Below are 24,806 nucleotides of genomic sequence, written 5' to 3' on the forward strand. Positions count from 1 at the left end.
TGCCTCTCCCCCTTCTGTTTTTCCTGCCTTAACGGGCGTCCATCAGTGCAGGAAAAAAATGTTTCATGCGCGTTTTTCAGTCGTGCGATGGATATGGTGACGCCGCTCGGCAAAATCAAATCCTTGCCGCCGGAACGGGCAATAATTCGTGCAGGAATACCTGCCGCCGCCGCACGGGCGCACAGGGCCGCGCCATCATCCACACAGGCCAGATAACGGGCCTGATCCTCACCAAACCAGAAGGCTTCGGGGCGGATACCGGAATCCGGGCTGTCGATTACGCAACCGACATCGCCCGCCATGGCCATTTCCGCAAGGCCAACCAGAATACCGCCATCGGCAAGGTCATGGCATGCGGTAATGGCACCGGACAGGATTTCCGTGCGGACAAAGTCACCATTGCGGCGTTCGGCCGCCAGATCGACAGGAGGCGGCGGGCCATCTTCACGGCCAAGGATTTCACGCAGCCAGATGGACTGTCCGAGCGCTCCCTGTGTTGCCCCCAGTAGAACCACATCCTTGCCATCCTGCATGCCAAGCCCGATTGCTTGCGCCACATTTTCCAGCACGCCAAGGCCACCAATAGCCGGTGTGGGCAGAATGGCGGTGGTGGAGCCATCAGGGTTGCGGGTCTCGTTATAGAGCGAGACATTGCCGCTCACGACCGGGAAGTCGAGCACGGTGCAGGCTTCCGCCATGCCTTCGATCGCAGCGATGAACTGTCCCATGATCTCGGGCTTTTCCGGGTTGGCGAAGTTCAGGTTATCCGTCACGGCCAGAGGGCGTGCGCCCGTGGCTGTGATGTTGCGCCATGCTTCGGCAACGGCCTGCGCACCACCCGTTTTCGGGTCTGCCTGACAGTAGCGCGGTGTGCAGTCCGTGGTGACGGCCAGAGCGATTTCCGTGTCATCCACCCGCACAATTGCGGCATCAGCCGCACCGGGGCGGCGCACGGTCTGCCCGCCTACGGTGCTGTCATACTGGTTCCACACCCATGAGCGCGAGCACAGATCGGGCGAGGCGACAAGCTCAAGAAGCATGGCGTCCAGCGACAGCGGCGCGTGTACGGGTTCCAGCGGTGCGGGGGGCACGGGGGCTATTGCCGGGCGGTCGTATATCGGGGCCTGATCCGCCAGCGGGGCCAGCGGAATATCGGCTTCCACCTGCCCGTTATGGCGCACGACAATGTGACCGGTTTCGGTCAGATGGCCGATGATGGCGAAGTCGAGTTCCCATTTTTCAAAGATTTTGCGGGCTACGTCCGTGCGATCCGGGCGGAGCACCATCAGCATCCGTTCCTGGCTTTCCGACAGCATCATTTCATAGGCTGTCATGCCGGGTTCACGCTGGGGCACTGCGTCCAGATCAAGGTCGATACCCACGCCACCCTTGCCCGCCATTTCAACGGAAGAGGACGTAAGGCCCGCCGCACCCATATCCTGAATGGCGACGATAGCATCGGTTGCCATCAGTTCCAGGCAGGCTTCGATCAGCAGTTTTTCAATGAAGGGGTCACCAACCTGCACGGTGGGGCGCTTGGACAGCGCATCTTCATCAAATTCGGCGGAGGACATGGTCGCGCCATGGATACCATCGCGCCCCGTGCGTGAGCCGACATACACGACAGGATTGCCCACACCCGCGGCAGCGGAGAGGAAAATCTTGTCCGTACGCGCAATGCCCACCGTCATGGCATTTACAAGCGGGTTGCCATCATAAGCTGGGTGGAAGTTGATTTCCCCCCCAACCGTGGGCACACCCACGCAGTTGCCATAGCCGCCAATGCCTCGCACCACGCCATCGATGATACGACGTGTGACAGGGTTTTCGGGGCTACCAAAGCGCAGGGCGTTCAGGTTTGCGACAGGGCGCGCCCCCATGGTGAACACATCGCGCAGGATCCCCCAACGCCCGTAGCCGCACCCTGATAGGGTTCGATAAAGGAGGGGTGGTTATGGCTTTCCATCTTGAAGATGGCGGCATAACCCTGACCGATATCGACAACACCTGCGTTTTCACCCGGCCCATGGATAACCCACGGGGCGGTGGTCGGCAGGTTGCGCAGCCACTTGCGTGACGATTTATAGGAGCAGTGTTCCGACCACATGACCGAGAACACACCCAGTTCGGTCAGTGTTGGGGTACGGCCCATGATTGTGAGCACACGCCCGTATTCCTCGGCTGTCAGGCCAAATTCACGAGCAAGGGCGACATCAACGGTTGCGGGTTTATTCACCGGACTACGGCCTCCACCAGACCTTTAAACAGAGGCAGACCATCCTCACCGCCCATGAGCGGATCAACCAGATCCTCCGGGTGGGGCATCATGCCGCAGATACGATTGTTTTCGCTCAGAACGCCGGCAATGCTGTTGAGGCTGCCATTGGGGTTGCTGGCCACGTCATCGGCCTGCACATGCCCCGTGGCGCTGGCGTAGCGGAATGCCACACGGCCTTCGCCTTCCAGACGTTCAAGCGTTGCCGCGTCGGCAGTATAGTTGCCATCGCCATGGGCGAGCGGCGTGCGGAATACATCGCCCTTCGTCCAGAGCCGGGTAAAGGGGGTCTGTGCGTTTTCAACCCGCAGGTAGCAGTCCTGCGACAGAAAGCGCAGATTGGCGTTGCGCAGGAGTGCGCCTGGCAGCAAGCCAGATTCCGTCAGGATCTGAAAGCCGTTGCACACCCCAAGAATATGCCCACCTTTGGCCGCGAACGCACGCACCGCACCCATGACGGGCGAATGAGCCGCCATGGCACCGCAGCGCAGGTAATCGCCATAGCTGAAACCACCCGGCAGAACCACCAGATCAAGCCCCGAGAGGTCGGTCTCGTGGTGCCAGATCATGCGCGGGGCCGTGCCGGTTACGCGCTTGAGTGCAAGGGCCATATCCCGTTCACGGTTAGTGCCGGGAAAGACGACAATAGCAGCTTTCATGGTTTTGCCCCGCACGGATAGGTGTCATGCAAAGCCTTGAAAACGCTCTCGCCCACTGGGTGGGACAGGGCATCCGTATGGGCTTTCAGCCAGATCAGAACCTTGCCGCGGATGGATGCGGTCGTTTCCGATACCGGAACGCAGAACGCGGCGGCTGCATTGGCATCGCCCGCGGCACTGCTGTTGAGTTTGGAAAGCGTTGCACCATCAGCCAGTCCGCTCAGATACGCATCGCACAGGCTGTGCCCGGTCGGGCGCGAGCAGATGCGGGCAAAGCTGTCTGTCTGCATGGGGGTTATACGCTGTGCCCTGGCCTGCTCATGGAACAGGGTCGGGACCGCCAGCGGGCTGGCGAGGGCGCCTGTCAGGCAGAACAGGGCAAGCCGCTTCATGCGGGCACCTCAATGGCGTAATCTTCGATAACCAGATTGGCCAGCAGGTTCTTTGCCATATCTTCAGCTGTTTTGCGGGCGTCTTCCGCAGTGCTACCCTGCAGATCAAGCTCGATCACCTTGCCTACGCGCACATCCTGAGCGTTGCCAAAGCCAAGGGTATGCAGGGCATGGCCAATGGCCTTGCCCTGCGGATCCAGAACACCGTCTTTCAGCATGACGGTCACACGTACCTTCATTCTTCGCTCCCGTTGCCGCTCGCGGCTTTTACTGTACCGTTTCCGGGCCTCTCATGTCGCCCCCTGCCCCGTTTTCGGGCAGAATTCCCATGCGGCGCGCCACTTCCTGATACGCTTCCTTGACATTGCCGAGGTCACGGCGGAAGCGGTCCTTATCCAGTTTTTCGTTGGTCTGGGTGTCCCACAGGCGGCAGTTGTCGGGCGAAATTTCGTCCGCCAGCACAATCCGCATTTCCTCACCTTCCCAGCAGCGGCCGAATTCCAGCTTGAAATCGACAAGCTGGATGCCAATGCCGCTGAACAGGCCGCACAGGAAGTCGTTCACGCGCATGGCCATGCCCGTGATGTCTTCCATGTCATGTGCACAGGCCCATCCGAAAGCGATGATATGTCTTCCGACACCAGAGGGTCGCCCAGTTCGTCGTTCTTGTAATAGAATTCAACGATGGGGCGAGGCAGGCGCTGCCCTTCGGGAATGCCGAACCGCTTTGAAATGCTGCCTGCAGCAATATTGCGCACCACCACTTCCAGCGGAATGATTTCGACTTCCTTGACCAACTGCTCACGCATGTTGATACGCCGGATGAAATGCGTGGGAATGCCGATTTCCTGCAGGCGCAGCATCAGATGTTCGCTGATACGGTTGTTCAGCACGCCCTTGCCGGTAATAACGCCGCTTTTTGCGCCGTTTCCGGCCGTGGCGTCATCCTTGAAATACTGCACAAGCGTGCCCGGCTCGGGGCCTTCAAAAAGGATTTTTGCTTTACCTTCATAAAGCTGCCTGCGGCGGGCCATGATGATCCTTACCTGTCGTGTCAGACCAGACCGGCCGGGGCCGACTGGAAGATATGAAAAACCCGCCGTGGCGGTATGCTGGAAGTGCGTCCGGCTTTCATAGCAGGATTACCGCGCGGGCGATACGCCGCGCGGTGCCTGTGCCGTGTTTAGTGTTGCGGCCCGGTTTCACCAAAGATTTTTTCGTATTGCGCGTCGATCGCACGCAGGTGCTGGCGGCTGTCCATGGCGGCATCCAGCACATCGGCGCTGACACGGCCCGAAATTTCGGTATCCGCATCCAGATTCTGGCGGAAGGTCTTGCCTTCGGGGGTGCCGAGCTTCGTCCATGTTTCCATGGCGTTGCGCTGCACGATCCGGTAGGCGTCCTCGCGCGACAGTCCGGCCTTGGCAAGGGCCAGCAGGACTTCACCAGAATGGACAACCCCACCGAGGCTTTCGATGTTGGCGGCCATGCGGTCGGGGTAAACCACCAGTTTGGACATCATGCCCGACAGGCGTGCGAGTGCGAAGTCCAGCCCGATTGTGGCATCGGGACAGATGTTGCGCTCAACCGAGGAGTGGCTGATGTCACGCTCGTGCCACAGGGCCACGTTTTCCAGCGCGGGAATGACGGCCGAGCGTACAAGGCGGGCAAGGCCGGTCAGGTTTTCGGTCAGCACCGGGTTGCGCTTGTGGGGCATGGCTGAAGAGCCTTCTGCCCCGGATGGAAGAATTCTTCGGCCTCACGCACTTCGGAGCGCTGGAGGTGGCGGACTTCCGTAGCCAGGCGCTCGATGCCGCTGGCAATAACCGCCAGAGCGCAGAAGAAGGCAGCATGACGGTCGCGCGGGATAACCTGCGTGGAAACGGTCTCGGCCTGCAGGCCCAGCCGTTCGGCCACAAAGGATTCAACCCGCGGGTCGAGATGGGCATAGGTGCCAACGGCACCGGAAATGGCGCAGGTTGCGATTTCGGCCCGTGCGGTTTCAAGGCGCTGGCGGTTGCGGGCAAACTCAGCGTAGTGCCCGGCCAGCTTCAGGCCGAAAGAGGTCGGCTCGGCATGAATACCATGGCTGCGCCCGATGGTGAGCGTGTGCTTGTGTTCAAACGCGCGGGCCTTGAGTGCGGCCAGAACGTCATCCAGATCCTTGAGCAGCAGGTCGGTAGCCTGCACGAGCTGCACGGACAGGCAGGTATCCAGCACATCGGACGAGGTCATGCCCAGATGCACGAAGCGGCTTTCCGGCCCGACTTTTTCAGCCAGCCATGTCAGGAAGGCAATGACATCGTGGCGGGTTTCGGCCTCGATCTCGTCGATCCGGGCGAGGTCGGCCTCGGAAAAGGCGGCCATGGCGGCGTTGCCCTTCTCGCGCACAACCTTGGCGGCATCCTTGGGAACCGTGCCGTATTCCGCCATGGCTTCGCAGGCGAGCGCCTCGATTTCAAACCAGATGCGGTAACGGTTTTCGGGTGACCAGATGGCGGCCATGACGGGGCGGGTATAGCGCGGCACCATAACGCGTGTTTCCTTACTATCAGAACATGAAGGTCCAAACGGTGGCGCCTCTCTAGCGGATTTCCGTGCGGGCGTCTGCCATCAAAGCGGAAAACTTTGACTTTTTCGCCTGCTTGCCGGATTTCTCTGTTCTTGAGGTGCGGATTTGCACCCAAAAATCACGAATTGGAGCCGCCGTGTCAGGTCTTTTGCAATCTGTTAGCCTGCCCGCTGTTATCGCATTTTTGCAGGTTGTTCTGATTGATGTGACCCTTGCCGGAGATAACGCTGTTGTTATCGGCATGGCGGTGCGTTCGCTCACCCCGCAGGAACGGCAGAAGGCCATCTTTATCGGGGTGGGGTTTGCTGCCGTTATCCGTATTCTGCTGGCGCTGGTGGCGGTCAGGCTGCTGGCCATTGTCGGGCTGACACTGGCCGGCGGATTGCTGCTACTGTGGGTATGCTGGCGGATGTACCGCGAAATGCACGACAATGCCGGCGCGCACGGGACTGATGGCCCCACTCCCGGTGGTCTGGGTAAGGCGATTACGCGGATCGTGATAGCCGACCTGTCCATGAGCCTGGACAATGTGCTGGCCGTGGCGGGGGCTGCGCGCGAACATCCGGGTATTCTGGTCATGGGGCTAGCCCTTTCCGTGCTGCTGATGGGGCTTGCCGCATCGCTGATCGCCCGCCTGCTTGAGCGTTATAAATGGATTGCGTGGGTTGGCCTGCTCATTGTTCTGGGTGTTGCGCTGGAACTGATTGTCAAAGGCGGTGGCGAGATCTGGGGCCATATCGGGCACTGACACGTATCGGGCTGCACAGTATCTTGCGCCCGAACATGAAACAGGGTGACGTCTGAGCATGACATGTTTGCGTGCCGCATGCTGGCGGAGCTGGGCTGCTATTGGCCTGACCGTCGCTTTTCTGGGTGGCCCCGTATTGGCGGTGGCGGCGGATGATCCGGCGCCGGCGGCTGATGGGGACGATCTTTACGCTGCCCCAGAGCTTGATCTCTCCGTACCAACGGCTGGAGCGACAAGTGGCAGCCTGACGGACCGCCTGCATTTCTGGCTCCGGCTGGTTGGGCCGGATCGGGCCAGTGCGCAGGATTATGCGGATTTTCTGGCCAATGGCCCGGCATGGCCCCGCCGGTCGCTGATCAGTGCGCGTATGGAGCAGGCTCTGCTTTTGGAATCGAACCCGGCCATTGTGCGGGGGGTATGTAGTAGCCAGAGCCTGAACACGGCGGCTGCACTGGCGTATTGCGCGCAGCAGCTCCTGATCAGGTCGCCCGTCTGACAGATGAAGCCGCACGTGCATGGCAGAATGGTAACGATGCAGCGACCCCTGCCCGCCTGCTTACGGTCCAGTTTCCCACCGCGGTGACCCCGGCGGCTTCATGGATACGATTTGACCGTGAGGAGCGAGCCGGTCTGACAGAAGCCGCGCGGCGGACATTACCCTATCTGGCGGCTGACAGGCAGGCTCTGGCCCGTGCACGTCTGGCCTTTCGTACCAATGCAGCCGATGCGCAGGAACAGGCAGACGCGCTGCCAGCATCGGTTGCGGCTGACAGTTTTTTGTTTCTCGATCACGCACGCTGGTTACGTCAGCAGCAGCGTTATGATGAGGCCGTGGCCCTGTGGGCAGCGACAGGCAATGCAGCAGAACAGGCCGCCCCGCCCGCCCAGTTCTGGCGCGAGCGTGAAGCACTGGCGCGTGAGCTCCTGCAAAGCGGGCGCGCTGCTGATGCCCTGACCGTTGCAAATGATCCGGTTATTGGTGGTGCGGGACGGTTAGATTCCCTGTTTCTGTGTGGGTGGATTGCCCTACGCTTCGGGCATGATGCCCCCCGCGCAGTGGCATTTTTTCAGCCTCTGGCGCAGTCTTCCTCGCTTATCAGCAAAAGCCGGGGATTATACTGGCTGGCCCGTGCGTATGAGCAGGCCGGTAATGAGGGCGAATACCGTGCAACGCTGAAGCAGGCCGCCGCTTTCCCTTCCACTTTTTATGGCCAGTTGGCAGGTGCGCAGTTGGAAGGGCAGGATCAGGCCCTGCTCAAGCCCTCTTACGTGGCCGATATTACCCGGCGGGGCCTGCATGAACTGGCTCTGACTGGTGGCGCCGAGGATCAGGCGCTGGATGCGAACGAACTGGCGCAGGCCGCAGCCCTGCTGGTTTCATGGGGGGATAGGCCCCATGCGCGCGATTTTCTGCTCATGCTCGCAGGCCAGACCTCTGGGGATACGGCCCTGCGTGGGCTTTCGACTCTTGCCCAGCGGCTTGGCCTGCCTGACATTGCGGTAACCGCTGCCCGCAAGGCCGGGCGCGATGGCATTTTGCTACCCACAGGCTGGCCAGATCCTTACTCCATTCCCGAGAACGGGCTTCCTGCGGGGCTGGTGCCGGGCCTTATCCGGCAGGAAAGCAGCTTCAATCCCGATGCTGTCAGCATTTCCAACGCCATTGGCCTGATGCAGCTTAAACCTTCCACGGCGGCGGACATGACCCGGCAGGCTGGATTGGCCCCTTCCGCCGCCAGCGTAACAGGGTTGCATGACCCCATGAGCAACATTCGGCTGGGTGTTGCGTATCTTGAGCATATTCAGGGGCGCTTCGGGCCTGTCGTGCCTTATCTTGCCGCAGCCTATAATGGCGGACCGGGGCGGCTGGGGCGCTGGCTTGGCACAATGGGCAACCCGGCAAGCGATGGCGCCAAGGATGATGTGATGCTTGACTGGATTGAAAGCATTCCGCTGGCCGAAACTCGGAACTACGTTCAGCGCGTATGGGAAAACATGATTATTTACAGAGCTATGGGAGAGAACCAATGACACCGGCACGCTTTATCGCCACGTTTGGCGGGTGTGGACTGTCGCCCCGTGCTCCCGGCACCGTGGGGTCTTTTGCCGCTCTTGTTCTGGGTATTCCCATGCTCAAACGCCCGCGCCTGCTGGCCTCTTCGGCTGTGGCGGCAAGTGTTGTGGCTGGTGGGCGGCCAATCGTGCGGGAGATGGCGAGGATCACAGCTGGATTGTTATTGATGAAGTGGCCGGTATGTGGCTGGCGCTGCTCGGCTGCCTTCCGGCGGACGACAAGAAAGCTGCGGCGCAGCCAGCGGAAGCTTCTCCCGCATCCGGGCATGCGTGGTTTCTGCCTCTGTTGGCTTTTGGCCTGTTCCGCCTGTTTGACATTACCAAACCCGGCCCGGTCGGCACACTGGACAGGCGGCATGATGCGGTTGGCATTATGGGGGATGATATCGTGGCAGGGGTAATCGCCGCTGCTTGCGTGAAAGCCTTTAGGGCGCTGCCATACCTGCGGACGGTGCGCAAATAATGCATGATCCCCACCTCCCAGTCCCTCTTGCTGATGAGGCAACGCTTCATGCGGCGATGCTGCTGGAGGCCGAGCGGGTTCTGGGGCTGTTGCGTGCGGCTGCGGCGCGGGTGGTAACGGCAGAAAGCTGCACGGGCGGCTGGTGGCATCCGCCCTCACCCATTTTCCCGGTTCTTCCGACATGACGGAAGGTGCTGGTAACCTATTCCAATACCATGAAACAGACCCTGCTGGGCGTGCCTGACGCAATACTGGCGCAGCATGGTGCCGTGAGCGAGCCGACCGTACTGGCCATGGCGCATGGGGCCCTATCTGCTGCCAGACTGGCGCGGCTGAGTGTTGCTGTTTCAGGTATTGCCGGACCCGGCGGCGGCAGTGCCGCAAAGCCCGTAGCTGGTCTGGTTCGCCGTGGCGGACAGGAAAAACGTCACGGCAAAAGCGGCAAAACAGGTTTTTCCGGGCTCACGGGAGCAAATCCGCCTGCAGGCGGCGCGCTATGCTCTGACTATGGTGGCCGACTGTCTTTCAGGGACGCTCTGAACTGGAATACCAATGCCCTGTGCCGGGTAGCTGGGGCGTGGTGATACTTTCAGGTGCCACCATACCGGTGCCCGCGGCAATGACGCTGCCTTGCGGTGCGCGTGCCTGCGCCATGGCGGCCAGTCTGGCCTGAATATGGTCAAGGCTTCGACAGTTCAGGCGTCTGTTTCATTATCCGCCCTTTCTTCCTTTCCACACGGGCTGTTCTGCTGTGCAGCAGGATAAGGCGCGGGATCAGGGACGGCATGCGCCGGGGCTGCGTAGGCCAGCACGGCGAACAGAGCCGGTGTTAGGGCTGATACGACACGCATGAGGGGTTTCCCTTCGCGGTTTCAGGTCGCGGGCTTGCTGTCCGGTATGGATGAGCCAACCATAGCACTCTGCGGCGGCCCGTAAATATCACGCGCCCGTTTGATGAAGGCCGAAACCATCAGCCGTGTGGCTTCTGTAAAGACGACGCCAATGGCCATTTGCAGAATGCGGGAACTGAATTCGAAATCGACAAAAAATTCGACAAGGCAGCCCTGTGGGTCGGGGCTGAAGCGCCAGACATTGCGCAGATAACGAAACGGCCCCTTTTCATACCGCACAGTAATGGTGCCGGGGCGTTCAAGTGTGACGCGCGACGTGAAGCTCTCGCGAAAAGGGCCAAACCCGATAGTCAGGTCAGCCACAAGTTCGGAGGTAGTTTGCGTCCGCACCTTGGCGGCCGTGCACCAGGGCAGAAATTCAGGGTAACGGCCGACATCGGCTACCAGATCGAAAATCTGCTCTGGCTGGTAAGACAGAACACGCTTTTCTGCGTGTTTAGGCATTATCGCATCTCCTTCAGGCGTGCGGCGCGTGCCTCGCGCAGGGCAGCGAAATCGCTGTCCGCATGGTAGGATGAGCGGGTAAGCGGACTGGAACTAACCTGAAGGAAGCCCTTTACCCGCGCCATACCACCATAGTCCTCAAATTCGTCCGGCGTAACAAACCGTGCAACCGGCGCATGTTTGACCGTTGGTTGCAGATACTGCCCCATGGTGATGAAGTCCACATCCGCCACACGCAGGTCGTCCATGACCTGTGCGAGTTCCATTTTCTCTTCCCCCAGCCCCAGCATCAGACCGGATTTGGTGAAAATGGACGGATCAAGCTGTTTCACGCGGTCGAGCAGCCTGAGCGACTGATAGTAACGCGCACCGGGCCTGATTGTGGGATAAAGCCGGGGCACGGTTTCCAGATTGTGGTTGAACACATCTGGCCGCGCTTCAACAACAACTTCCAGTGCCTTGTTTTTACGTAAAATCCGGGGTCAGGATTTCTATGGTCGTCTCGGGGGCCGCTGCGCGAATGGCCTTGATTACAGCCGCGAAATGCGCAGCCCCACCATCGGCCAGATCGTCTCTGTCCACCGAGGTTATCACCACATGCCGCAGGCCCAGCCGGGCTACGGCTTCGGCCACGCGGTTGGGCTCGTCCGTATCCAGCGGTAGTGGCATACCGGTGCTGACATTGCAGAACGCGCAGGCCCGCGTGCAGATTTCCCCCATGATCATCATGGTGGCATGCCGTTGCGACCAGCATTCCCCGATATTAGCACGCGGCTTCCTCGCAGACGGTGACAAGCTTGTTGTCACGCATGAGGGCGCGGGTTTCATGATAGGTCGGGTGATTGGGCGCTTTGACGCGGATCCACTCAGGCTTGCGGGCAATCGGGTTGTCAGGCCGATGTGCCTTTTCCGGGTGGCGCAGTTTGACTACGTCTTTTTTACGGTGATCGATTATGACGCGCGTTGGCATGGTCCTGCCCAATCTTGAACAATAGCCTTACAGAACTGGAACGCTCCACCTGCCCCGTCAAGGCGGCAAACCCCGGAGTTGGGGTCTGCCGCCATCACAGGCGCGGGAGATGCGCCCATGCGGGTCTGGCGTGTGACTAAAAGTGCAGTGCGCCACCATAAGCGGCCAGCACGGCCTCGTGCATGGATTCAGAAATGGTGGGGTGTGGGAAAATCGTTTCCGACAGTTCCGCTTCCGTCAGTTCGCCCGTGCGGGCGATGACATAACCCTGAATCATTTCCGTTACTTCCGCACCGATCATGTGCGCACCCAGCAATTCGCCCGTTGCATCGTCAAACACGGTCTTGATCAGGCCGGTGGGTTCCCCCATGGCCAGAGCCTTACCGTTGGCCAGAAGCGGGAATTTGCCCACACGCACCTTGTATCCGGCTTCTTTGGCGCGGGCTTCCGTATAACCAACCGATGCAATTTGCGGGCGGCAATAGGTGCAGCCGGGAATTTTTGTAACATCAATAGGATGCACGGTTTTCCCAGCAATGGCCTCAATACACATGACGGCCTCGTGGCTGGCCTTGTGTGCCAGCATGGTGCGCCTGCGAGATCGCCAATGGCATACACCCCGTCCTCGCCCGTGCGGCAGAGCGCATCGGTTACGACATGGGTGCGGTCAACCTTGATCTTGGTGCCTTCAAGGCCGATGTTTTCGACATTTCCGACAATACCAACGGCGGAAATAATCTTGTCCACCGTGATGGTTTCGGTTTTGCCGCCTGCTTCCACCGTGATGCTGACACTATCGGCCCCTTTCTGCGGGGACCAATCTTGGCGTTGGTAAGTATCCTTATGCCCTGTTTTTCAAACTCTTTATGGGCAATGGCACTGATTTCCTCATCTTCCACGGGCAGGATACGCGGGGCGACTTCAACCAAAGTCACTGCCGCGCCCATGTTGCGGTAAAACGAGGCAAATTCCGTACCGATGGCCCCCGAGCCGATGACCAGCAGGCGCTTGGGCATTTCTTCCGGCACAAGGGCTTCGCGGTAGGACCAGATAAACTGTCCGTCCGGCTCAAGTCCCGGCAGGATACGGGCTCTGGCCCCTGTTGCCAGAATGACGTTCTTGGCGTTCAGGGTCTGGGGCGCGCCGTCTTTCTTGCTGACCAGCACCTTGCGCCTGCCGTTGGCTGTTACGCCATCGAGTTTGCCAAATCCTTCAAAAACAGGGACTTTGGCTTTCTTGAGCAGGTGCGAAACCCCCGATGAAAGCTGCTTGGATACAGCGCGGGAGCGGGCAACAATTTTTTTAAAATCAAAGCTTACCGCTTCGGCCTTGAAGCCGTAGCCATCAAGGTCATGCAGTAGATGATTGATTTCCGAGGCGCGCAGCAGCGCCTTGGTGGGGATACAGCCCCAGTTCAGGCAGATGCCCCCAAGGTGGTTGGCTTCAACCACAGCAGTGGACAGGCCAAGCTGTGCGGCGCGCAGCGCGGCCACATAGCCGCCCGGGCCGCCACCGATAACAACCAGGTCAAAATCGGTCTGGCTCATGGTATCAGATTCTCCGCTACGTGCTGGTTAAAGCACAAGAGACAGGGGCGACTGCACAGCCGTGCGGAACGCGTTCAGCCATTGTGCGGCGGTTGCGCCGTCAACGGCACGATGATCAACCGACAGGGTCACGGTCATGACCGTTGCGATCTTGATCTCGTTGCCCGATACGACAGGCTGTTTACGACCTGCGGCAATGGCAAGGATCGCGGCCTGCGGCGGGTTGACGATGGCGGCAAAGTCCTTGACGCCATACATGCCCATGTTCGAGATCGAGAACGTGCCGCCCTGAAACTCTTCCGGTTTGAGTTTGCCTGCACGGGCGCGGCTGATCAGCGACTTGGCTTCCTGACTGATCTCGCGCAGGCTCTTGGAATCGGCCTTGCGGACAATCGGGGTAATCAGCCCGTCATCAAGAGACACCGCGACGGAGATATCGGCATCTTCATGCAGGAGTATGCCTTCTTCGGTGTAGTAGGCATTAACCGTGGGCACCTTTTTGAGTGCTACTGCCGAAGCCTTGATGAGCATGTCATTGACGGAGAGCTTGACGCCGTCTTCCCCCTCGCCTTCCGCCAGTGCGTTAAGCTGGGCACGCAGCGCCATCAGGGCGTCCAGTTCCACATCTATGGAAACATAGAAATGCGGGACATTAGCCTTGGATTCAGTCAGCCTGCGGGCAATGACCTTGCGCATGGTGGTGTGCGGCACCAGACGGCTGCCACCCGAAGCAGGCAGGGCAGCGGCAGGTGCAGCGGCTTCAGCCTTGGGTGCGTTCTGGGCGTTTTCCACATCCCGCTTGACGATACGGCCATTAGGGCCGGAGCCCTTGATGTTCGCAAGGTCGAGCCCCTTCTGTCGGGCAATACGCCGTGCGAGAGGGGACGCCACGATACGGGTACCGGTTGCCGCCTTGGCGGCTATCGGTGCGGGGGCCGCAGGCGTGGGGGCTGGTGCCTGTGGGGCCACCGGGCTGTTCTGTACAGCAGGAGCCGTGGGGGTCGAAGACTTGAGCGCCCCTTCAGCCGGAACGGCCTCGCCTTCTTCCACCAGAATGGCGATAGGCGTGTTGACCGCGACCCCTTCGGCCCCTTCGGGCACCAGAATGCGGCCTAAAATCCCTTCCTCAATGGCTTCGACTTCCATCGTCGCCTTGTCGGTTTCGATTTCAGCCAGCACATCGCCTGATGCAACGGTGTCGCCTTCTTTCTTGACCCACCGCGCCAGCTTGCCTTCCGTCATGGTGGGGGAAAGGGCTGGCATGAGAATTTCAGTTGCCATCGTCTCAGCCTCTCAGATCAGGCCGCGCACGGCTTTGACGACGTGCTCGGGCTGTGGCAGCGCCAGTTTTTCCAGATTGGCGGCAAACGGCATGGGTACATCCACACCAGCAACGCGTGCGGGCGGCGCATCCAGCCAGTCAAACGCATGCTCGATCACCTGCATGGCAACCTCGGAGCCAATTCCCGCGAACGGCCAGCCTTCTTCCACCGTCACAAGGCGACCGGTCTTGCGAACGCTCTCGACAATGGTTGCGGTATCCAGCGGGCGGAGACTGCGCAGGTTGATGACTTCGGCCTCAATGCCTTCCGCCGCCAGAAGCTCGGCAGCTTCCAGAGCGATCCCCACCGCGATGGAGAAGGATACGATCGTCACATCCTTGCCGGGCCGTTCGATCTTCGCCTTGCCAATAGGCAGGATGAAGTCTTCATCCACCGGGCATGGGAATTTGTGGCCGTACAGGATTTCGTTTTCGAGCACCACAACCGGGTTGGGGTCACGAATGGCGGCACGCAGTAGGCCTTTGGCATCTGCTGCCGACCATGGGGCGACAACCTTGAGGCCAGGCACATGCGCATACCAGCTTCCGTAGCACTGCGAGTGCTGGGCACCCACGCGCGCGGCGGCACCATTGGGGCCACGGAAAACGATGGGACAACCCATCTGCCCGCCAGACATGTAGAGCGTCTTGGCTGCCGAGTTGATGATATGTCAATGGCCTGCATGGCGAAGTTCATGGTCATGAACTCGACAATGGGTTTCAGCCCGGTCAGGGCTGCGCCAACGGCCATGCCTGTAAAACCGTGTTCGGTAATGGGCATGTCAATGACGCGCTTCTCACCGAATTCCTGCAAAAGCCCCTGCGAGATTTTGTAGGCACCCTGATATTCGGCCACTTCCTCACCCAGCAGGAAGACATCACCATCGCGGCGCAGTTCCGCCGCCATGGCGTCACGCAGCGCTTCGCGCACGGTAATTTCCTGTGTGGGGCCCCAGTCCTTGTCTTCATGCGAAACAAAGCTTTGGGGAGCCTGCGTCGCAGCAGCAGGTGCTGCCGATACAGGCTGTGCTGCGGCCGGCGCTGCCTGTGTGGCTGCGGGTGCCGTCTGGCCTGCCTGATCCGGCACGGCCTCGCCTTCCTCCACCAAAATGGCGATAGGCGTGTTGACCGCAACCCCTTCGGTGCCTTCGGGCACAAGAATACGGCCGAGCACGCCGTCTTCAATCGCCTCGACTTCCATCGTGGCCTTGTCGGTTTCGATTTCGGCCAGAATATCGCCGCCGGAGACCGTGTCTCCTTCCTTTTTCACCCAGCGTGAAAGCTTGCCTTCCGTCATGGTGGGGGAAAGCGCGGGCATCAGAATTTCAGTCGCCATGATCTTTCAGGCCTCCAGCACAACGTCCGTGAACAGTTCAGAAGGATCAGGTTCCGGGCTTGTCTGTGCAAAGTCCGCGGCGTCGTTGACGATGGCCTTGATCTCGGTATCCATGGCTTTCAGGGCAGCTTCTTCCACCCCGGCTTCCAGAAGGATATGCTTAACGTGTTCGATCGGGTCGTGGTGCTTGCGAACGTTTTCAACCTCTTCACGCGTACGGTATTTGGCCGGATCTGACATGGAGTGGCCACGGTAGCGGTAGGTCATCATTTCCAGCAGGAAAGGCCCCTTCCCTGCGCGGCAATGCGCCACGGCTTCGGCGGCGGCTTCATGCACGGCGGCAACGTCCATACCGTCCACCTGCCTGCCGGGAATGCCCCAGGGTTCGCCGTTCTTGTAGAACTCGTGCCAGGCAGAAGCGCGCTCGACCGAGGTGCCCATGCCGTAACGGTTGTTTTCAAGCACGAAGAGACAGGGCAGCTTGTGCAGGGCCGCAAGGTTGAAGCTTTCGTAAACCTGCCCCTGATTGGCTGCACCATCCCCAAAATACGCAACGGCGACTTCATCCGTCCCGCGGTATTTGTTGGCGAAGGCAAGCCCGATGCCCAGCGCAACCTGTGCCCCCACGATGCCGTGTCCGCCGTAGAAATTCTTCTCACGGGAGAACATGTGCATGGAGCCACCCTTGCCATGGGAATATCCCGTGGCGCGGCCGGTCAGCTCCGCCATGACGCCTCGCGGCTCCATGCCTGCGGCAAGCATCTGTCCGTGGTCGCGGTAGGAGGTGATGAGCTTGTCACCATCGCGCAGGCACATCTGGATGCCGGTCACAACGGCTTCCTGCCCGATGTAGAGGTGGCAGAAACCACCGATGAGGCTCATGCCGTAAAGCTGTCCGGCCTTTTCCTCGAAACGGCGGATCAGCAGCATGTCATGGTAAGCCTGCATGAACTGGTCGCGGGTCAGAGAGGGCTCATTGCGGCCCGCTTTGCCCACCTGTTTGTCTGTTGTACCCATGAATGGAGTCCTTAACTATACTCAACCATTTAATGCGACACCTGGCTTTGATTGGGAGAAGACAGACATTTTATCCTGCGTCTTTGTTAAGTGCATGAAAATCCGGTTCTTGGGCCGCGCCTTTATTTGGCGTTATATTCTCCTGACTGTCCCCCGCTTTTGTGCAACAGCCTGATGTTGTCGATCTGCATGCCGCGATCCACTGCCTTGCACATGTCATACAAGGTTAGTGCTGCGACTGACACAGCCGTCAACGCTTCTATTTCCACACCTGTCGCCCCCGTTGTTGTAACAACGGCGGTAATCACGACCTTGTCATTCCCAGCAGCAAAATCCACGCTGATGCTGCTTAGGCTCAGAGGGTGACATAATGGGATAAGATCGGCGGTTTTCTTGGCCGCCATGATCCCCGCTATACGCGCTGTCGCGTACACATCGCCCTTGGGCATATCGCCCGACTGGATCATGTCCAGCGTGCGGGAGGCCATGAGAATCTCCCCGCACGCCACGGCCTTGCGATGTGTTGCGGGCTTGGCGGAAACGTCCACCATCCGGGCATGGCCAGCCATGTCCAGATGCGTCAGCCGTGCCTGTGTCATGTCAGTCCGTGCCCAGAAGCTTGCGCGCGGCCTCTCCGGGGTCGGGCTGACGCAGCAGGGATTCCCCAACGAGAAAACCCGTTACGCCCTGTGCGGAAAGCTGCTCGATTTCGGCATGGGTCTTGATGCCGCTTTCCGAGATAATGATCCTGTCAGGCGGCACCAGCGGCGCAAGCTGGCTGGTGGTGTTGATATCCGTCACCAGTGTCTTGAGATTGCGGTTGTTGATGCCGATCAGGAAAGTATCCAGCGCCAGAGCGCGGTTCAGTTCTTCCTCGTCATGAACTTCCACCAGAACGTCCATGTCCAGTCCTTTGGCATGGTCTACCAGTTCCAGCGCTTTTTCGTCGCTCAGGATGCTCATGATCAGCAGGATGCAGTCAGCACCGATCAGGCGGCTTTCATAAACCTGCCACGGGTCGAGAATGAAGTCCTTGCGCAGGACAGGCAGCGCGCAGGCGGCACGTGCTGTGATCAGGTCGTCATTCGAGCCGTGAAAGCATGAGCTTTCAGTCAGAACCGACAGGCAGGCAGCCCCGGCCTGCTCGTAGCTACGTGCGACCTGAGCCGGGTCGTAATGCTCTTGAAGGATGCCCGCCGAAGGAGAAGCCTTCTTGATTTCGGCGATAAGCCCCACGGCGCGGTCTGCGGCTTTTTCTTTCAGGGCGCGTCCAAAGCCACGGGGTGCGTCCTTCTGCTCCTGCACCTTCGCTGAAATTTCCTTCAGGGGCAGCAGGGTGGAGCGGTGTTCGACTTCCAGTTTCGTTCTGGCGCAGATACGGGCCAGAACATCAGGCAGTTCGTCGGCTCCGGCGGCGCAAACGGCGTCTGAAGGTGCAACCGTGGACGTGTTGGGTGTATCGCTCATGATTGTCCTGTTTATCTTTCGGGTCGAGCGGCAGACCCGGCCGCGCGTAACCCATCAAGAACCGCCAGAGCGGCCCCGTTATCCAGCGAGCGCGCGGCTTCCGCCACACCATTTTTCAGCGCATGCGGGTCAAGCCGCCCTTCGTGCAGAAGGCTGATCCGCCCCGCGACATGAAGGGCGCAGGCCGCGTTTAACAGGACGGTGTCCCGGTAAGCCCCATGCGCACCACGCAACAGCTCATCAAGCGCTTGCGCGTTATGCTGTGCGTTTCCTCCTTGTATGGCACTCACTGGCGCGTATGCAAGCCCCGCCATTTCCGGCTCAACCGCAAAGGAATAAGCACGCCCATCTTCAAGGGCTTCAACCTGCGTGGGGCCAGCCAGCGTCATTTCATCAATGCCGCCATGACCTATGCGCGGCAGGCCGCATACGGCCCATACTCGTTCGGAACCCAGTCTGCCCAGCACATCCACCACGGGCCGTAGCATGAAGGAGAAAACACCCCTACCAGCTGCCGCCGGACCCCGGCGGGGTTTACCAGCGGGCCAACAAGGTTGAACAGAGTGGGCAGCCCCAGCGCCTTGCGTGCCTGCGCCGCATGCCGCATGGCCGGGTGATGGTTGGGGGCCGCAAGGAAAATGGCCCGATGTGACTGCATCTGGCTACGAAGGGATGCGGCATCCGCCAGAAGGGGTACGCCAAGCGCACCCAACACATCCGATGCGCCGGAAAGCGATGAAACCGCCCTGTTGCCATGCTTGGCAACAGGAATGCCCAGAGCCGCCAGAACAAAAGCAACGGCGGTGGACACATTCAGCGTCCCGTAATTGTCCCCCCCCGTGCCGCAGACATCCACGGTGTTGTCTGGCAGGTCTGGCACCGCGTTCATGCGCTGCCGCAGGGCGGTTACCGCCCCCAGCAGTTCGTCGGGCGTTTCTCCACGCACACGCAATGCCATTAGAAAGGCGGCAATGCGTTCGGATGAAACCGCGCCGTCCATGATTACGCCAAAAGCCTCTTCGGCCTGTGTAGCGCTGAGGGATTCTCGTTTGGCCAGCCGTTCAAGCACTGCCGTAAACAGGGCGTGGCTGTCAGCCGTAACCGCGCTCAGAGTGTCAGACATGAGCCTGTCCGGCATTCCATTCCCGGGCGATGGTCAGAAAATTACGGAGCAGGTCATGCCCATATTCAGAGGCAATGCTCTCGGGGTGGAACTGCACGCCTGATATCGGGAGTTCACGGTGTCGCACACCCATGATCACGCCATCTTCCGTCCACGCCGTGACTTCCAGATGCGGGGGAATGCTGGCGGGTTCCAGTGTCAGGCTATGATAGCGTGTGGCCTTGAAAGGACTGGGAAGGCCCGCGAACACGTCCTTGCCCTCGTGATAGACCGGGCTGATCTTGCCGTGCATGGGGGTGGGGGCGCGGACAACCTCGGCACGGAAAACCTGCCCTATTGCCTGATGCCCAAGGCAGACACCGAAAACAGGCACTTTACCAGCGGCAGCAGCAATCAGGTCACAGCAGATTCCAGCCTCGTTGGGGGAGCACGGGCCGGGGGGAAAGAACGATGGCCTGCGGGTTCAGGGCAAGGGCTTCATGGGGCTCAGGGCGTCATTGCGAACAACGTCACACGTCTCCCCCAGCTCGCCCAGATAATGGACAAGGTTGAAGGTAAAACTATCGTAATTGTCGATCAGAAGGATCATGGTGAAATGATGGCCTTTTAAACTGCCGCGGTCAATTAACACGAAACGGGCGAGGTATTATCCCCTGCCCGCCTCTTCGCGCGCCTGCTCCATGGCGGTTTGCGCAGCCCTGAAAACGGCTCGTGCCTTGTGGCGGGTTTCTTCGTATTCGCTTTCGGGGTGGCTATCCGCCACCACGCCGCAGCCAGCCTGTACGTGGATTGCACCATCCTTGATAACCGCCATGCGCAGGCCGATACAGGTATCCATGTCGCCACCGGCCCCGAAGTAGCCGATACAGCCAGCATAGGTGGCGCGGCGCGTACGCTCGATTTCGTCAATAATTTCCATAGCGCGGATTTTAGGTGCCCCGGTCAGGTTCCGGCCGGGAAAGCCGCCACAAGGGCGTCGAGCGCATCAAGCTCTGGCCGCAGCGTGCCTTCCACGTTGGAGGAAATGTGCATGACGTGGCTGAAACGCTCAATGACGAACCGTTCCGTGACCGCGACTGATCCCGGCTGGCTAACCCTGCCCACATCGTTGCGCCCGAGATCGATGAGCATCAGATGCTCGGCTATTTCCTTTTCATCGGCCAGAAGGTCCTGCTCAAGCTGCTGGTCTTCTTCTGTGGTCTCGCCGCGCGGGCGTGTGCCTGCCAGAGGGCGAACCGTCATTTTGCCTGCGCGCAGACGCACCAGAATTTCGGGTGATGAGCCAACGAGCGAAAAGCCGCCAAAATCAAGATGGAACAGGAACGGAGCCGGGTTGATCCGCCGTAACGCCCGGTAAAGGTCGAGGGATGGCAGCGGAAACGCCGTGGAAAAGCGTTGGCTGGGCACGACCTGGAAAGCGTCACCTGCCGCGATATAGTCCTGTATTTTCCTTACGGAATCACAGAACTCGTCATGCGTGAAGGTTGAAACCGGCTCGCGGTAAGGTGGCACATCAGGTGTTGGCGGCTGTGTGGGCAATGCTCCTGCCAGACAGTTGCGCGCGCGGGCCAGCAGGGCATGCGCGCGATCCCATGCGGTGCCACAGGTTTCACCTGCCGCAGGGCGCACGGGGGCCGCCAGAATAAGCTCGTCGGTGACTGTATCAAAAACGGCAAACAGGCCGGGCCGCATCAGCACGGCTTCGGGTAGGTTCAGGTCATCAGGCGGGGCATCTGGCAGATGCTCCATCTGACGCACCATGTCGTAGCCAAGATACCCGAACAGTCCCGCAATCATGGGGGGGAGCCCCGGTTGCAGGGTAAGCTGGGTTTCCTGAATGAGCTGGCGCAAGCTGTCCAGAGGGCGCTCAACCGCTGTGGTCGTGTGGCCATCGGCTTCTACACTCACGCAGCCATTATGGCAGGTCCAGATCAGGTCTGGCATCAGCGCTATAACGGAATAGCGGCCACGGGATATGCCGCCTTCCACGCTTTCAAGCAGCAGGCTGTGCCGCCCTGCCCCGGCATGCAGGTGGGTTAGACGGATATAGGCGGAAACCGGCGTCAGCAGATCTGCTGCCTCGACCGAGAACACCACCGAAGCCTGACCATTATGCCAAGCCGCCTCGCACGCCTTGCGTGATGGAGAGTCGGAGGAATGGAGCTTCATGGTCATGGTGTGTTGCCGCCAAACCCGGCTTCCGACAGAGCGGTGTTAACGCCCGTTTGAATGACGCGGGGCGGAGTGTTGCGCGACAGGGCATTGATATAGCTTGCTGCGATATCTTCCCCCATGGCCTGCGAGAGGCTCGCACGCAGCTTGCTAATAGCCTGCTCGGGTGCCGGCGGGTTGGGTACGAACACCCGCGTGACGACGGCGACAAAAAATGCATTGTCGTCTTCCGCCATAAATGCCTGCCCGGGTTTCATGTTCGGCAGGGCCGTCATGAGCTCAGCGGGGATGTTCTTGTTGGGTGCAGCCAGAGCAAACGAAGCGCCGCGGGTAGTCTGCGCCCCGGCGATAGCGTTGTGCCCAGAGCCCCTTTGGCCTTGGCGGCCGTATAGAGTGCGGTAGCCGCCAGATCGGCCGCGTGACGGCGGTTTTCAGCTTGCCATGCGGCGAGAACCTGCGGGCGGGCTTCCTCGAAGCTCAGCGGGGCGGATGGCTTGACTGTATCCACGGCCACGGCAAACCAGCTATTGTCAGGCCCTTCGTTCAGGAACGGAGGAGCCCCTTCCTTCTGGGCAAAAACCTGATGAATGATCGCATTGCGTAGGGGGCCTGATGCCGGAATCGGTGCGGGTGTGCCTTCGGCTGTCAGGCCCTGCGCGTTGAGCGTGCCGGAAATGGCTGCAGCCCCCAACGTATCGGGAATGGCATCAAGCCCTTTGGCTGCGATTGCATCTTGCAGAGGTCGCAGGCGTTCACTGATGGCCGAAGGTGTGGCGGCCTTGCGGTACTCATCAAGAATCTGCTCGCGCGCTGTGGCAAAAGGCGTGACCTGAGCCGGTTTGATGTTCGAAACCCGGAAAACCGCCCATCCTGCTTCTGTCTTCACAGGGCTGCTGACGCTGTCTGCCGGAGCACTGAAAATAGCTGTGCGCAGGATTTCGGAAGGAATGGCGGCCGCGCGCGTGCCCGGCATTGCCACCGAAGCGGCGTTGCCTGCCGCTTTCTGGGCGGCAGCCCAGTCACCGGATGCAGCCCATGCGGTGCTGACGCTCTGTGCCTGTTCCTGTGTCGGGAAGGTAATGAGCTGAACATCACGCGATTCAGGTGCGTTGAAACGGCTGGCCTGCTCATCATAGATCTGCTTTATCCGGTTTTCGTCCAGCGTCAGCGTATCCGAAACGGTCTGGGGCGACAGGACGACAATCCGGGCGTGGCGCAGTTCCGGCACGCGGAATAGCACGGATGGTTGGCGTAATAGCGGCGAAGCGCTGCCTCATCTGGTGCGGGGAGTGTTGGCTGTGCAGCGAACGGCACGCGGATGAAATCCACCACATGCGTGCGCGCACCAAAGGTGATGAAACGCTGGAGCATGATGTCCGGCACGCTTGCGCCTTCAGCCATGGGCAGCAGGACAGCGCGGACTGTCAGGTCATCGCGCACAAGCTGGATCACATGTTCTTCGCTCAGGTGGCGTTCCTGAAGAACAGTATTGAAGGTCGCGCGGTCAAACTGCCCGTTTGGCCCTTTGAAATTGGGGAGCGAGAAAATTTCATCCCGCACGGCTGAGTTGGGGACAATCAGGCCCATTGTCCGTGCGGCGTCCAGCACCTCGGCCCGGCCAGTCAGGCGCTGGAGAATCTGCAGCGCCATCTGGCGGCGCATGATGGGCGAAAGCTGAGAAGGATCGCTCATCCCGGCCTGGCGCGCCGCTGCGGGCAGTTCAGCCTGCAGGGCGGAGGCCAGTGCCCCCGCAGTGACGGTCTGCTTACCGACACGGGCTGCGACATCGGGGCCTTCACCCAGATGGCCGACGACATCGCCCGCACCCCAGCCGACAAAGGCAAGGAAGACAAAGGCTGCGGTCACACGGCCCAGCCACGATTCAACAAAAACTCGCCGCAGGTAGGAAATCATCGCCTCGGGGATCCACCGCTTGTCAAACACTATGCCATTATCATATTCAGGCGCGGCACCATAAGCGCAGGCGTGGCGCTTGACCAGCCATAACCGTGGCGCAGGATGCGGCGGTTGTGGTTCATGGCCTGTTCTGTCAGGGATAGCCACAGCGTGGGCCGTGCATTTGTGCGGATGCCACATATGGGCGCAACGACAGACATGACTGAATTAACGCGCGACAGGGAGCAGGGTATGAGCAGGCAGATGATCGTCGGCAACTGGAAAATGAATGGCACACGGCAGGCTGCGCAGGCACTGGTGGCGAGCCTTGTTGACCGGCTGCCGCAGGGTAGTGCTGACGTGGTGATCTGCCCGCCCTTTACGCAGCTTGCTCCCGTGGCTGACCTGCTGGCAGGCTCTGCCATCGGCCTTGGCGCGCAGGACTGCCATCAGGCTGTCAGCGGAGCTTATACGGGTGATGTCTCGGCCCCCATGCTGGCGGATCTTGGGGTGTCGTATGTCATCCTCGGCCATTCCGAGCGGCGGCAGGGTCATGCCGAACTCGATGAAACAGTGCGGGAAAAAGCCGTAGCTGCCATCGCTGCGGGACTTGTGCCTGTCATCTGTATTGGTGAAACGGCTGAGCAGCGTGATGCCGGGCAGCATGAGGATGTTCTGGGCTGGCAAATCGAAGGCTCCCTGCCCGCAGGCTTTAGCGGTGTTCTGGCCTATGAGCCGGTCTGGGCCATTGGCTCGGGACGGGCTGCAACAGAGGAGCAGATCGCCCAGACAATGGCTTTCTTGCGTGCTGAACTGCTTCGTCAGTTCGGAGAGACTGGAAAAGCTGTCAAAATCCTGTATGGAGGGTCCGTAAACGCGGGGAACGCGCCGTCCATCCTGTCCATTCCCGAGGTGGCGGGCGCTCTGGTCGGTGGCGCCAGCCTGAACGCGGATGCGTTTCTCTCCATCGTGGGCGCGGCTTCGGCCTCCTGACCCGCTGCACTGAATCTGGAACCTGATATGACTACAGCCCTGCTGATCCTGCATTTCTGTGTCACCGTAGCTCTGATTGGCGTTGTGCTGATTCAGCGCAGCGAAGGGGGCGGTCTGGGTATTGGCAGCAGCCAGGGCATGGGGGCATTCATGTCCGGTCGTGGTACTGCCAACCTGCTGACCCGCACCACCGCTGTGCTGGCCGGGCTGTTCATGCTGCTGTCCCTGACACTCGCCCTGCTCTACCGCGGTGGAGTGAGTGGCGTCGGGCATGACATTCTGGCACAGCCGCCGCAGGGTGCGGTCTCCGCGCCGCAGCCCGCACCGGCAGCGCCCAAGCCCTGAAGTCTTGAACATGTGCTCCACCTGCTGGCACGGGTGGGGTATAAGTCTATCGGTTCTGGTCTCCGTGTGCATCCGTGCATGT

Annotated in this window: 17 protein-coding genes and 11 pseudogenes; 7 read left to right on the plus strand and 21 right to left on the minus strand. The window is 60.2% G+C overall.

What is annotated here, in order from left to right:
* Positions 1-53: 53 nt before the first annotated feature.
* The 6 genes and pseudogenes from purL to purB form a co-directional block, all read right to left on the minus strand.
* Positions 54-2,236: pseudogene (gene purL, locus JCM25143_RS15525) on the minus strand (phosphoribosylformylglycinamidine synthase subunit PurL); the annotation flags it as partial.
* Positions 2,233-2,934 (minus strand): phosphoribosylformylglycinamidine synthase subunit PurQ, encoded by a 702-nt coding sequence (gene purQ / locus JCM25143_RS00570; RefSeq protein ID WP_025859662.1) that lies wholly within the window; start codon positions 2,932-2,934, stop codon positions 2,233-2,235. The gene purQ and the pseudogene purL, both read right to left, overlap by 4 nt.
* Positions 2,931-3,326 (minus strand): Rap1a/Tai family immunity protein, encoded by a 396-nt coding sequence (locus JCM25143_RS00575; protein ID WP_025859663.1) that lies wholly within the window; start codon positions 3,324-3,326, stop codon positions 2,931-2,933. The genes purQ and JCM25143_RS00575 overlap by 4 nt, the downstream gene beginning before the upstream one ends.
* Positions 3,323-3,565: a phosphoribosylformylglycinamidine synthase subunit PurS gene (purS, locus tag JCM25143_RS00580; RefSeq protein ID WP_025859664.1), complete on the minus strand. Its 243-nt coding sequence runs from the start codon at positions 3,563-3,565 to the stop codon at positions 3,323-3,325. The genes JCM25143_RS00575 and purS overlap by 4 nt, the downstream gene beginning before the upstream one ends.
* Before the next feature lie 28 nt (positions 3,566-3,593).
* Positions 3,594-4,360: pseudogene (gene purC / locus JCM25143_RS15530) on the minus strand (phosphoribosylaminoimidazolesuccinocarboxamide synthase).
* Positions 4,361-4,509: 149 nt separating this feature from the next.
* Positions 4,510-5,858: pseudogene (purB, locus tag JCM25143_RS15535) on the minus strand (adenylosuccinate lyase).
* A gap of 176 nt (positions 5,859-6,034) precedes the next feature.
* On the opposite strand from purB, the gene JCM25143_RS00595 reads away from it, so the two are divergent.
* The 5 genes and pseudogenes from JCM25143_RS00595 (at position 6,035) to JCM25143_RS22540 (ending at position 9,722) form a co-directional block, all read left to right on the plus strand.
* Complete coding sequence (locus JCM25143_RS00595) at positions 6,035-6,646, plus strand: YjbE family putative metal transport protein (RefSeq protein ID WP_025859665.1); 612 nt, start codon at positions 6,035-6,037, stop codon at positions 6,644-6,646.
* A gap of 58 nt (positions 6,647-6,704) precedes the next feature.
* Positions 6,705-7,142, plus strand: a complete 438-nt coding sequence (locus JCM25143_RS20505; RefSeq protein ID WP_051542691.1) for a hypothetical protein — start codon at positions 6,705-6,707, stop codon at positions 7,140-7,142.
* Positions 7,106-8,677 carry a lytic transglycosylase domain-containing protein gene (locus JCM25143_RS15540; RefSeq protein ID WP_051542696.1) on the plus strand — a complete coding sequence of 524 codons (1,572 nt, stop codon included), beginning with the start codon at positions 7,106-7,108 and terminating at the stop codon, positions 8,675-8,677. The genes JCM25143_RS20505 and JCM25143_RS15540 overlap by 37 nt, the downstream gene beginning before the upstream one ends.
* A pseudogene (locus tag JCM25143_RS15545) lies at positions 8,674-9,182 on the plus strand (phosphatidylglycerophosphatase A family protein). Before JCM25143_RS15540 ends, JCM25143_RS15545 begins: the two are co-directional and overlap by 4 nt.
* Positions 9,183-9,238: 56 nt before the next feature.
* Positions 9,239-9,722 (plus strand): annotated as a pseudogene (locus JCM25143_RS22540) (CinA family protein).
* A gap of 155 nt (positions 9,723-9,877) precedes the next feature.
* On the opposite strand, the gene JCM25143_RS22200 reads toward JCM25143_RS22540, so the two are convergent.
* From JCM25143_RS22200 to JCM25143_RS22995, 15 genes and pseudogenes are all read right to left on the minus strand, one after another.
* Positions 9,878-10,033, minus strand: a complete 156-nt coding sequence (locus JCM25143_RS22200; protein ID WP_159101566.1) for a hypothetical protein — start codon at positions 10,031-10,033, stop codon at positions 9,878-9,880.
* A 21-nt stretch (positions 10,034-10,054) separates the two neighbouring features.
* Positions 10,055-10,537, minus strand: coding sequence for a type II toxin-antitoxin system RatA family toxin (locus JCM25143_RS00625; RefSeq protein WP_025859666.1), 483 nt, complete (start codon positions 10,535-10,537; stop codon positions 10,055-10,057).
* A pseudogene (gene lipA, locus JCM25143_RS15555) lies at positions 10,537-11,507 on the minus strand (lipoyl synthase). The gene JCM25143_RS00625 and the pseudogene lipA overlap by 1 nt, the downstream one beginning before the upstream one ends.
* A 136-nt stretch (positions 11,508-11,643) precedes the next feature.
* Positions 11,644-13,054: pseudogene (gene lpdA, locus JCM25143_RS15560) on the minus strand (dihydrolipoyl dehydrogenase).
* 27 nt (positions 13,055-13,081) lie between these two features.
* Positions 13,082-14,335 carry a pyruvate dehydrogenase complex dihydrolipoamide acetyltransferase gene (locus JCM25143_RS00640; RefSeq protein WP_025859667.1) on the minus strand — a complete coding sequence of 418 codons (1,254 nt, stop codon included), beginning with the start codon at positions 14,333-14,335 and terminating at the stop codon, positions 13,082-13,084.
* A 12-nt stretch (positions 14,336-14,347) separates the two neighbouring features.
* Positions 14,348-15,711: pseudogene (locus JCM25143_RS15565) on the minus strand (pyruvate dehydrogenase complex E1 component subunit beta).
* A gap of 6 nt (positions 15,712-15,717) precedes the next feature.
* Positions 15,718-16,728, minus strand: coding sequence for a pyruvate dehydrogenase (acetyl-transferring) E1 component subunit alpha (gene pdhA, locus JCM25143_RS00650; RefSeq protein WP_025859668.1), 1,011 nt, complete (start codon positions 16,726-16,728; stop codon positions 15,718-15,720).
* Between the two features lie 122 nt (positions 16,729-16,850).
* On the minus strand, positions 16,851-17,327 hold the full coding sequence (gene moaC / locus JCM25143_RS00655) for a cyclic pyranopterin monophosphate synthase MoaC (protein WP_025859669.1): 477 nt from the start codon (positions 17,325-17,327) through the stop codon (positions 16,851-16,853).
* 1 nt (position 17,328) lies between these two features.
* On the minus strand, positions 17,329-18,195 hold the full coding sequence (trpC, locus tag JCM25143_RS00660) for an indole-3-glycerol phosphate synthase TrpC (RefSeq protein WP_025859670.1): 867 nt from the start codon (positions 18,193-18,195) through the stop codon (positions 17,329-17,331).
* A gap of 11 nt (positions 18,196-18,206) precedes the next feature.
* Positions 18,207-19,318 (minus strand): annotated as a pseudogene (gene trpD / locus JCM25143_RS15570) (anthranilate phosphoribosyltransferase).
* Positions 19,311-19,907, minus strand: a pseudogene (locus JCM25143_RS15575) (anthranilate synthase component II). The pseudogenes trpD and JCM25143_RS15575 overlap by 8 nt, the downstream one beginning before the upstream one ends.
* 57 nt (positions 19,908-19,964) lie before the next feature.
* Positions 19,965-21,493: pseudogene (gene trpE, locus JCM25143_RS15580) on the minus strand (anthranilate synthase component I).
* A complete protein-coding gene (locus JCM25143_RS22985; RefSeq protein ID WP_035370254.1) occupies positions 21,490-21,765 on the minus strand; it encodes a hypothetical protein in 276 nt (91 codons plus the stop codon). Before JCM25143_RS22985 ends, trpE begins: the two are co-directional and overlap by 4 nt.
* Positions 21,762-22,730, minus strand: coding sequence for a peptidyl-prolyl cis-trans isomerase (locus tag JCM25143_RS22990; protein ID WP_234394810.1), 969 nt, complete (start codon positions 22,728-22,730; stop codon positions 21,762-21,764). Before JCM25143_RS22990 ends, JCM25143_RS22985 begins: the two co-directional genes overlap by 4 nt.
* On the minus strand, positions 22,655-23,554 hold the full coding sequence (locus tag JCM25143_RS22995) for a SurA N-terminal domain-containing protein (RefSeq protein WP_234394811.1): 900 nt from the start codon (positions 23,552-23,554) through the stop codon (positions 22,655-22,657). Before JCM25143_RS22995 ends, JCM25143_RS22990 begins: the two co-directional genes overlap by 76 nt.
* An 84-nt stretch (positions 23,555-23,638) precedes the next feature.
* Between JCM25143_RS22995 and tpiA the strand changes: the two genes are divergently transcribed.
* Together tpiA and secG are read left to right on the plus strand one after the other, a co-directional pair.
* The gene (gene tpiA, locus JCM25143_RS00690) at positions 23,639-24,379 is read left to right on the plus strand and encodes a triose-phosphate isomerase (RefSeq protein WP_025859671.1); all 741 of its coding nucleotides are present in this window, start codon (positions 23,639-23,641) and stop codon (positions 24,377-24,379) included.
* Positions 24,380-24,406: 27 nt separating this feature from the next.
* Positions 24,407-24,724 carry a preprotein translocase subunit SecG gene (gene secG, locus JCM25143_RS00695; RefSeq protein WP_025859672.1) on the plus strand — a complete coding sequence of 106 codons (318 nt, stop codon included), beginning with the start codon at positions 24,407-24,409 and terminating at the stop codon, positions 24,722-24,724.
* The last annotated feature ends 82 nt before the right edge of the window (positions 24,725-24,806 follow it).

The organism is Acetobacter papayae JCM 25143 (genome assembly GCF_000613285.1).
GTDB classification, from domain to species: domain Bacteria; phylum Pseudomonadota; class Alphaproteobacteria; order Acetobacterales; family Acetobacteraceae; genus Acetobacter; species Acetobacter papayae.

Excerpts from the sequence above, each read along its gene's own strand:
- purQ (WP_025859662.1), bottom strand. The coding sequence starts at position 2,934 with ATGAAAGCTGCTATTGTCGTCTTTCCCGGCACTAACCGTGAACGGGAT.
- JCM25143_RS00575 (WP_025859663.1), bottom strand. The coding sequence starts at position 3,326 with ATGAAGCGGCTTGCCCTGTTCTGCCTGACAGGCGCCCTCGCCAGCCCG.
- purS (WP_025859664.1), bottom strand. The coding sequence starts at position 3,565 with ATGAAGGTACGTGTGACCGTCATGCTGAAAGACGGTGTTCTGGATCCG.
- JCM25143_RS20505 (WP_051542691.1), top strand. The coding sequence starts at position 6,705 with ATGACATGTTTGCGTGCCGCATGCTGGCGGAGCTGGGCTGCTATTGGC.
- JCM25143_RS22200 (WP_159101566.1), bottom strand. The coding sequence starts at position 10,033 with ATGCGTGTCGTATCAGCCCTAACACCGGCTCTGTTCGCCGTGCTGGCC.
- JCM25143_RS00625 (WP_025859666.1), bottom strand. The coding sequence starts at position 10,537 with ATGCCTAAACACGCAGAAAAGCGTGTTCTGTCTTACCAGCCAGAGCAG.
- JCM25143_RS00640 (WP_025859667.1), bottom strand. The coding sequence starts at position 14,335 with ATGGCAACTGAAATTCTCATGCCAGCCCTTTCCCCCACCATGACGGAA.
- pdhA (WP_025859668.1), bottom strand. The coding sequence starts at position 16,728 with ATGGGTACAACAGACAAACAGGTGGGCAAAGCGGGCCGCAATGAGCCC.
- moaC (WP_025859669.1), bottom strand. The coding sequence starts at position 17,327 with ATGACACAGGCACGGCTGACGCATCTGGACATGGCTGGCCATGCCCGG.
- trpC (WP_025859670.1), bottom strand. The coding sequence starts at position 18,195 with ATGAGCGATACACCCAACACGTCCACGGTTGCACCTTCAGACGCCGTT.
- JCM25143_RS22985 (WP_035370254.1), bottom strand. The coding sequence starts at position 21,765 with ATGACGGCCCTGCCGAACATGAAACCCGGGCAGGCATTTATGGCGGAA.
- tpiA (WP_025859671.1), top strand. The coding sequence starts at position 23,639 with ATGAGCAGGCAGATGATCGTCGGCAACTGGAAAATGAATGGCACACGG.
- secG (WP_025859672.1), top strand. The coding sequence starts at position 24,407 with ATGACTACAGCCCTGCTGATCCTGCATTTCTGTGTCACCGTAGCTCTG.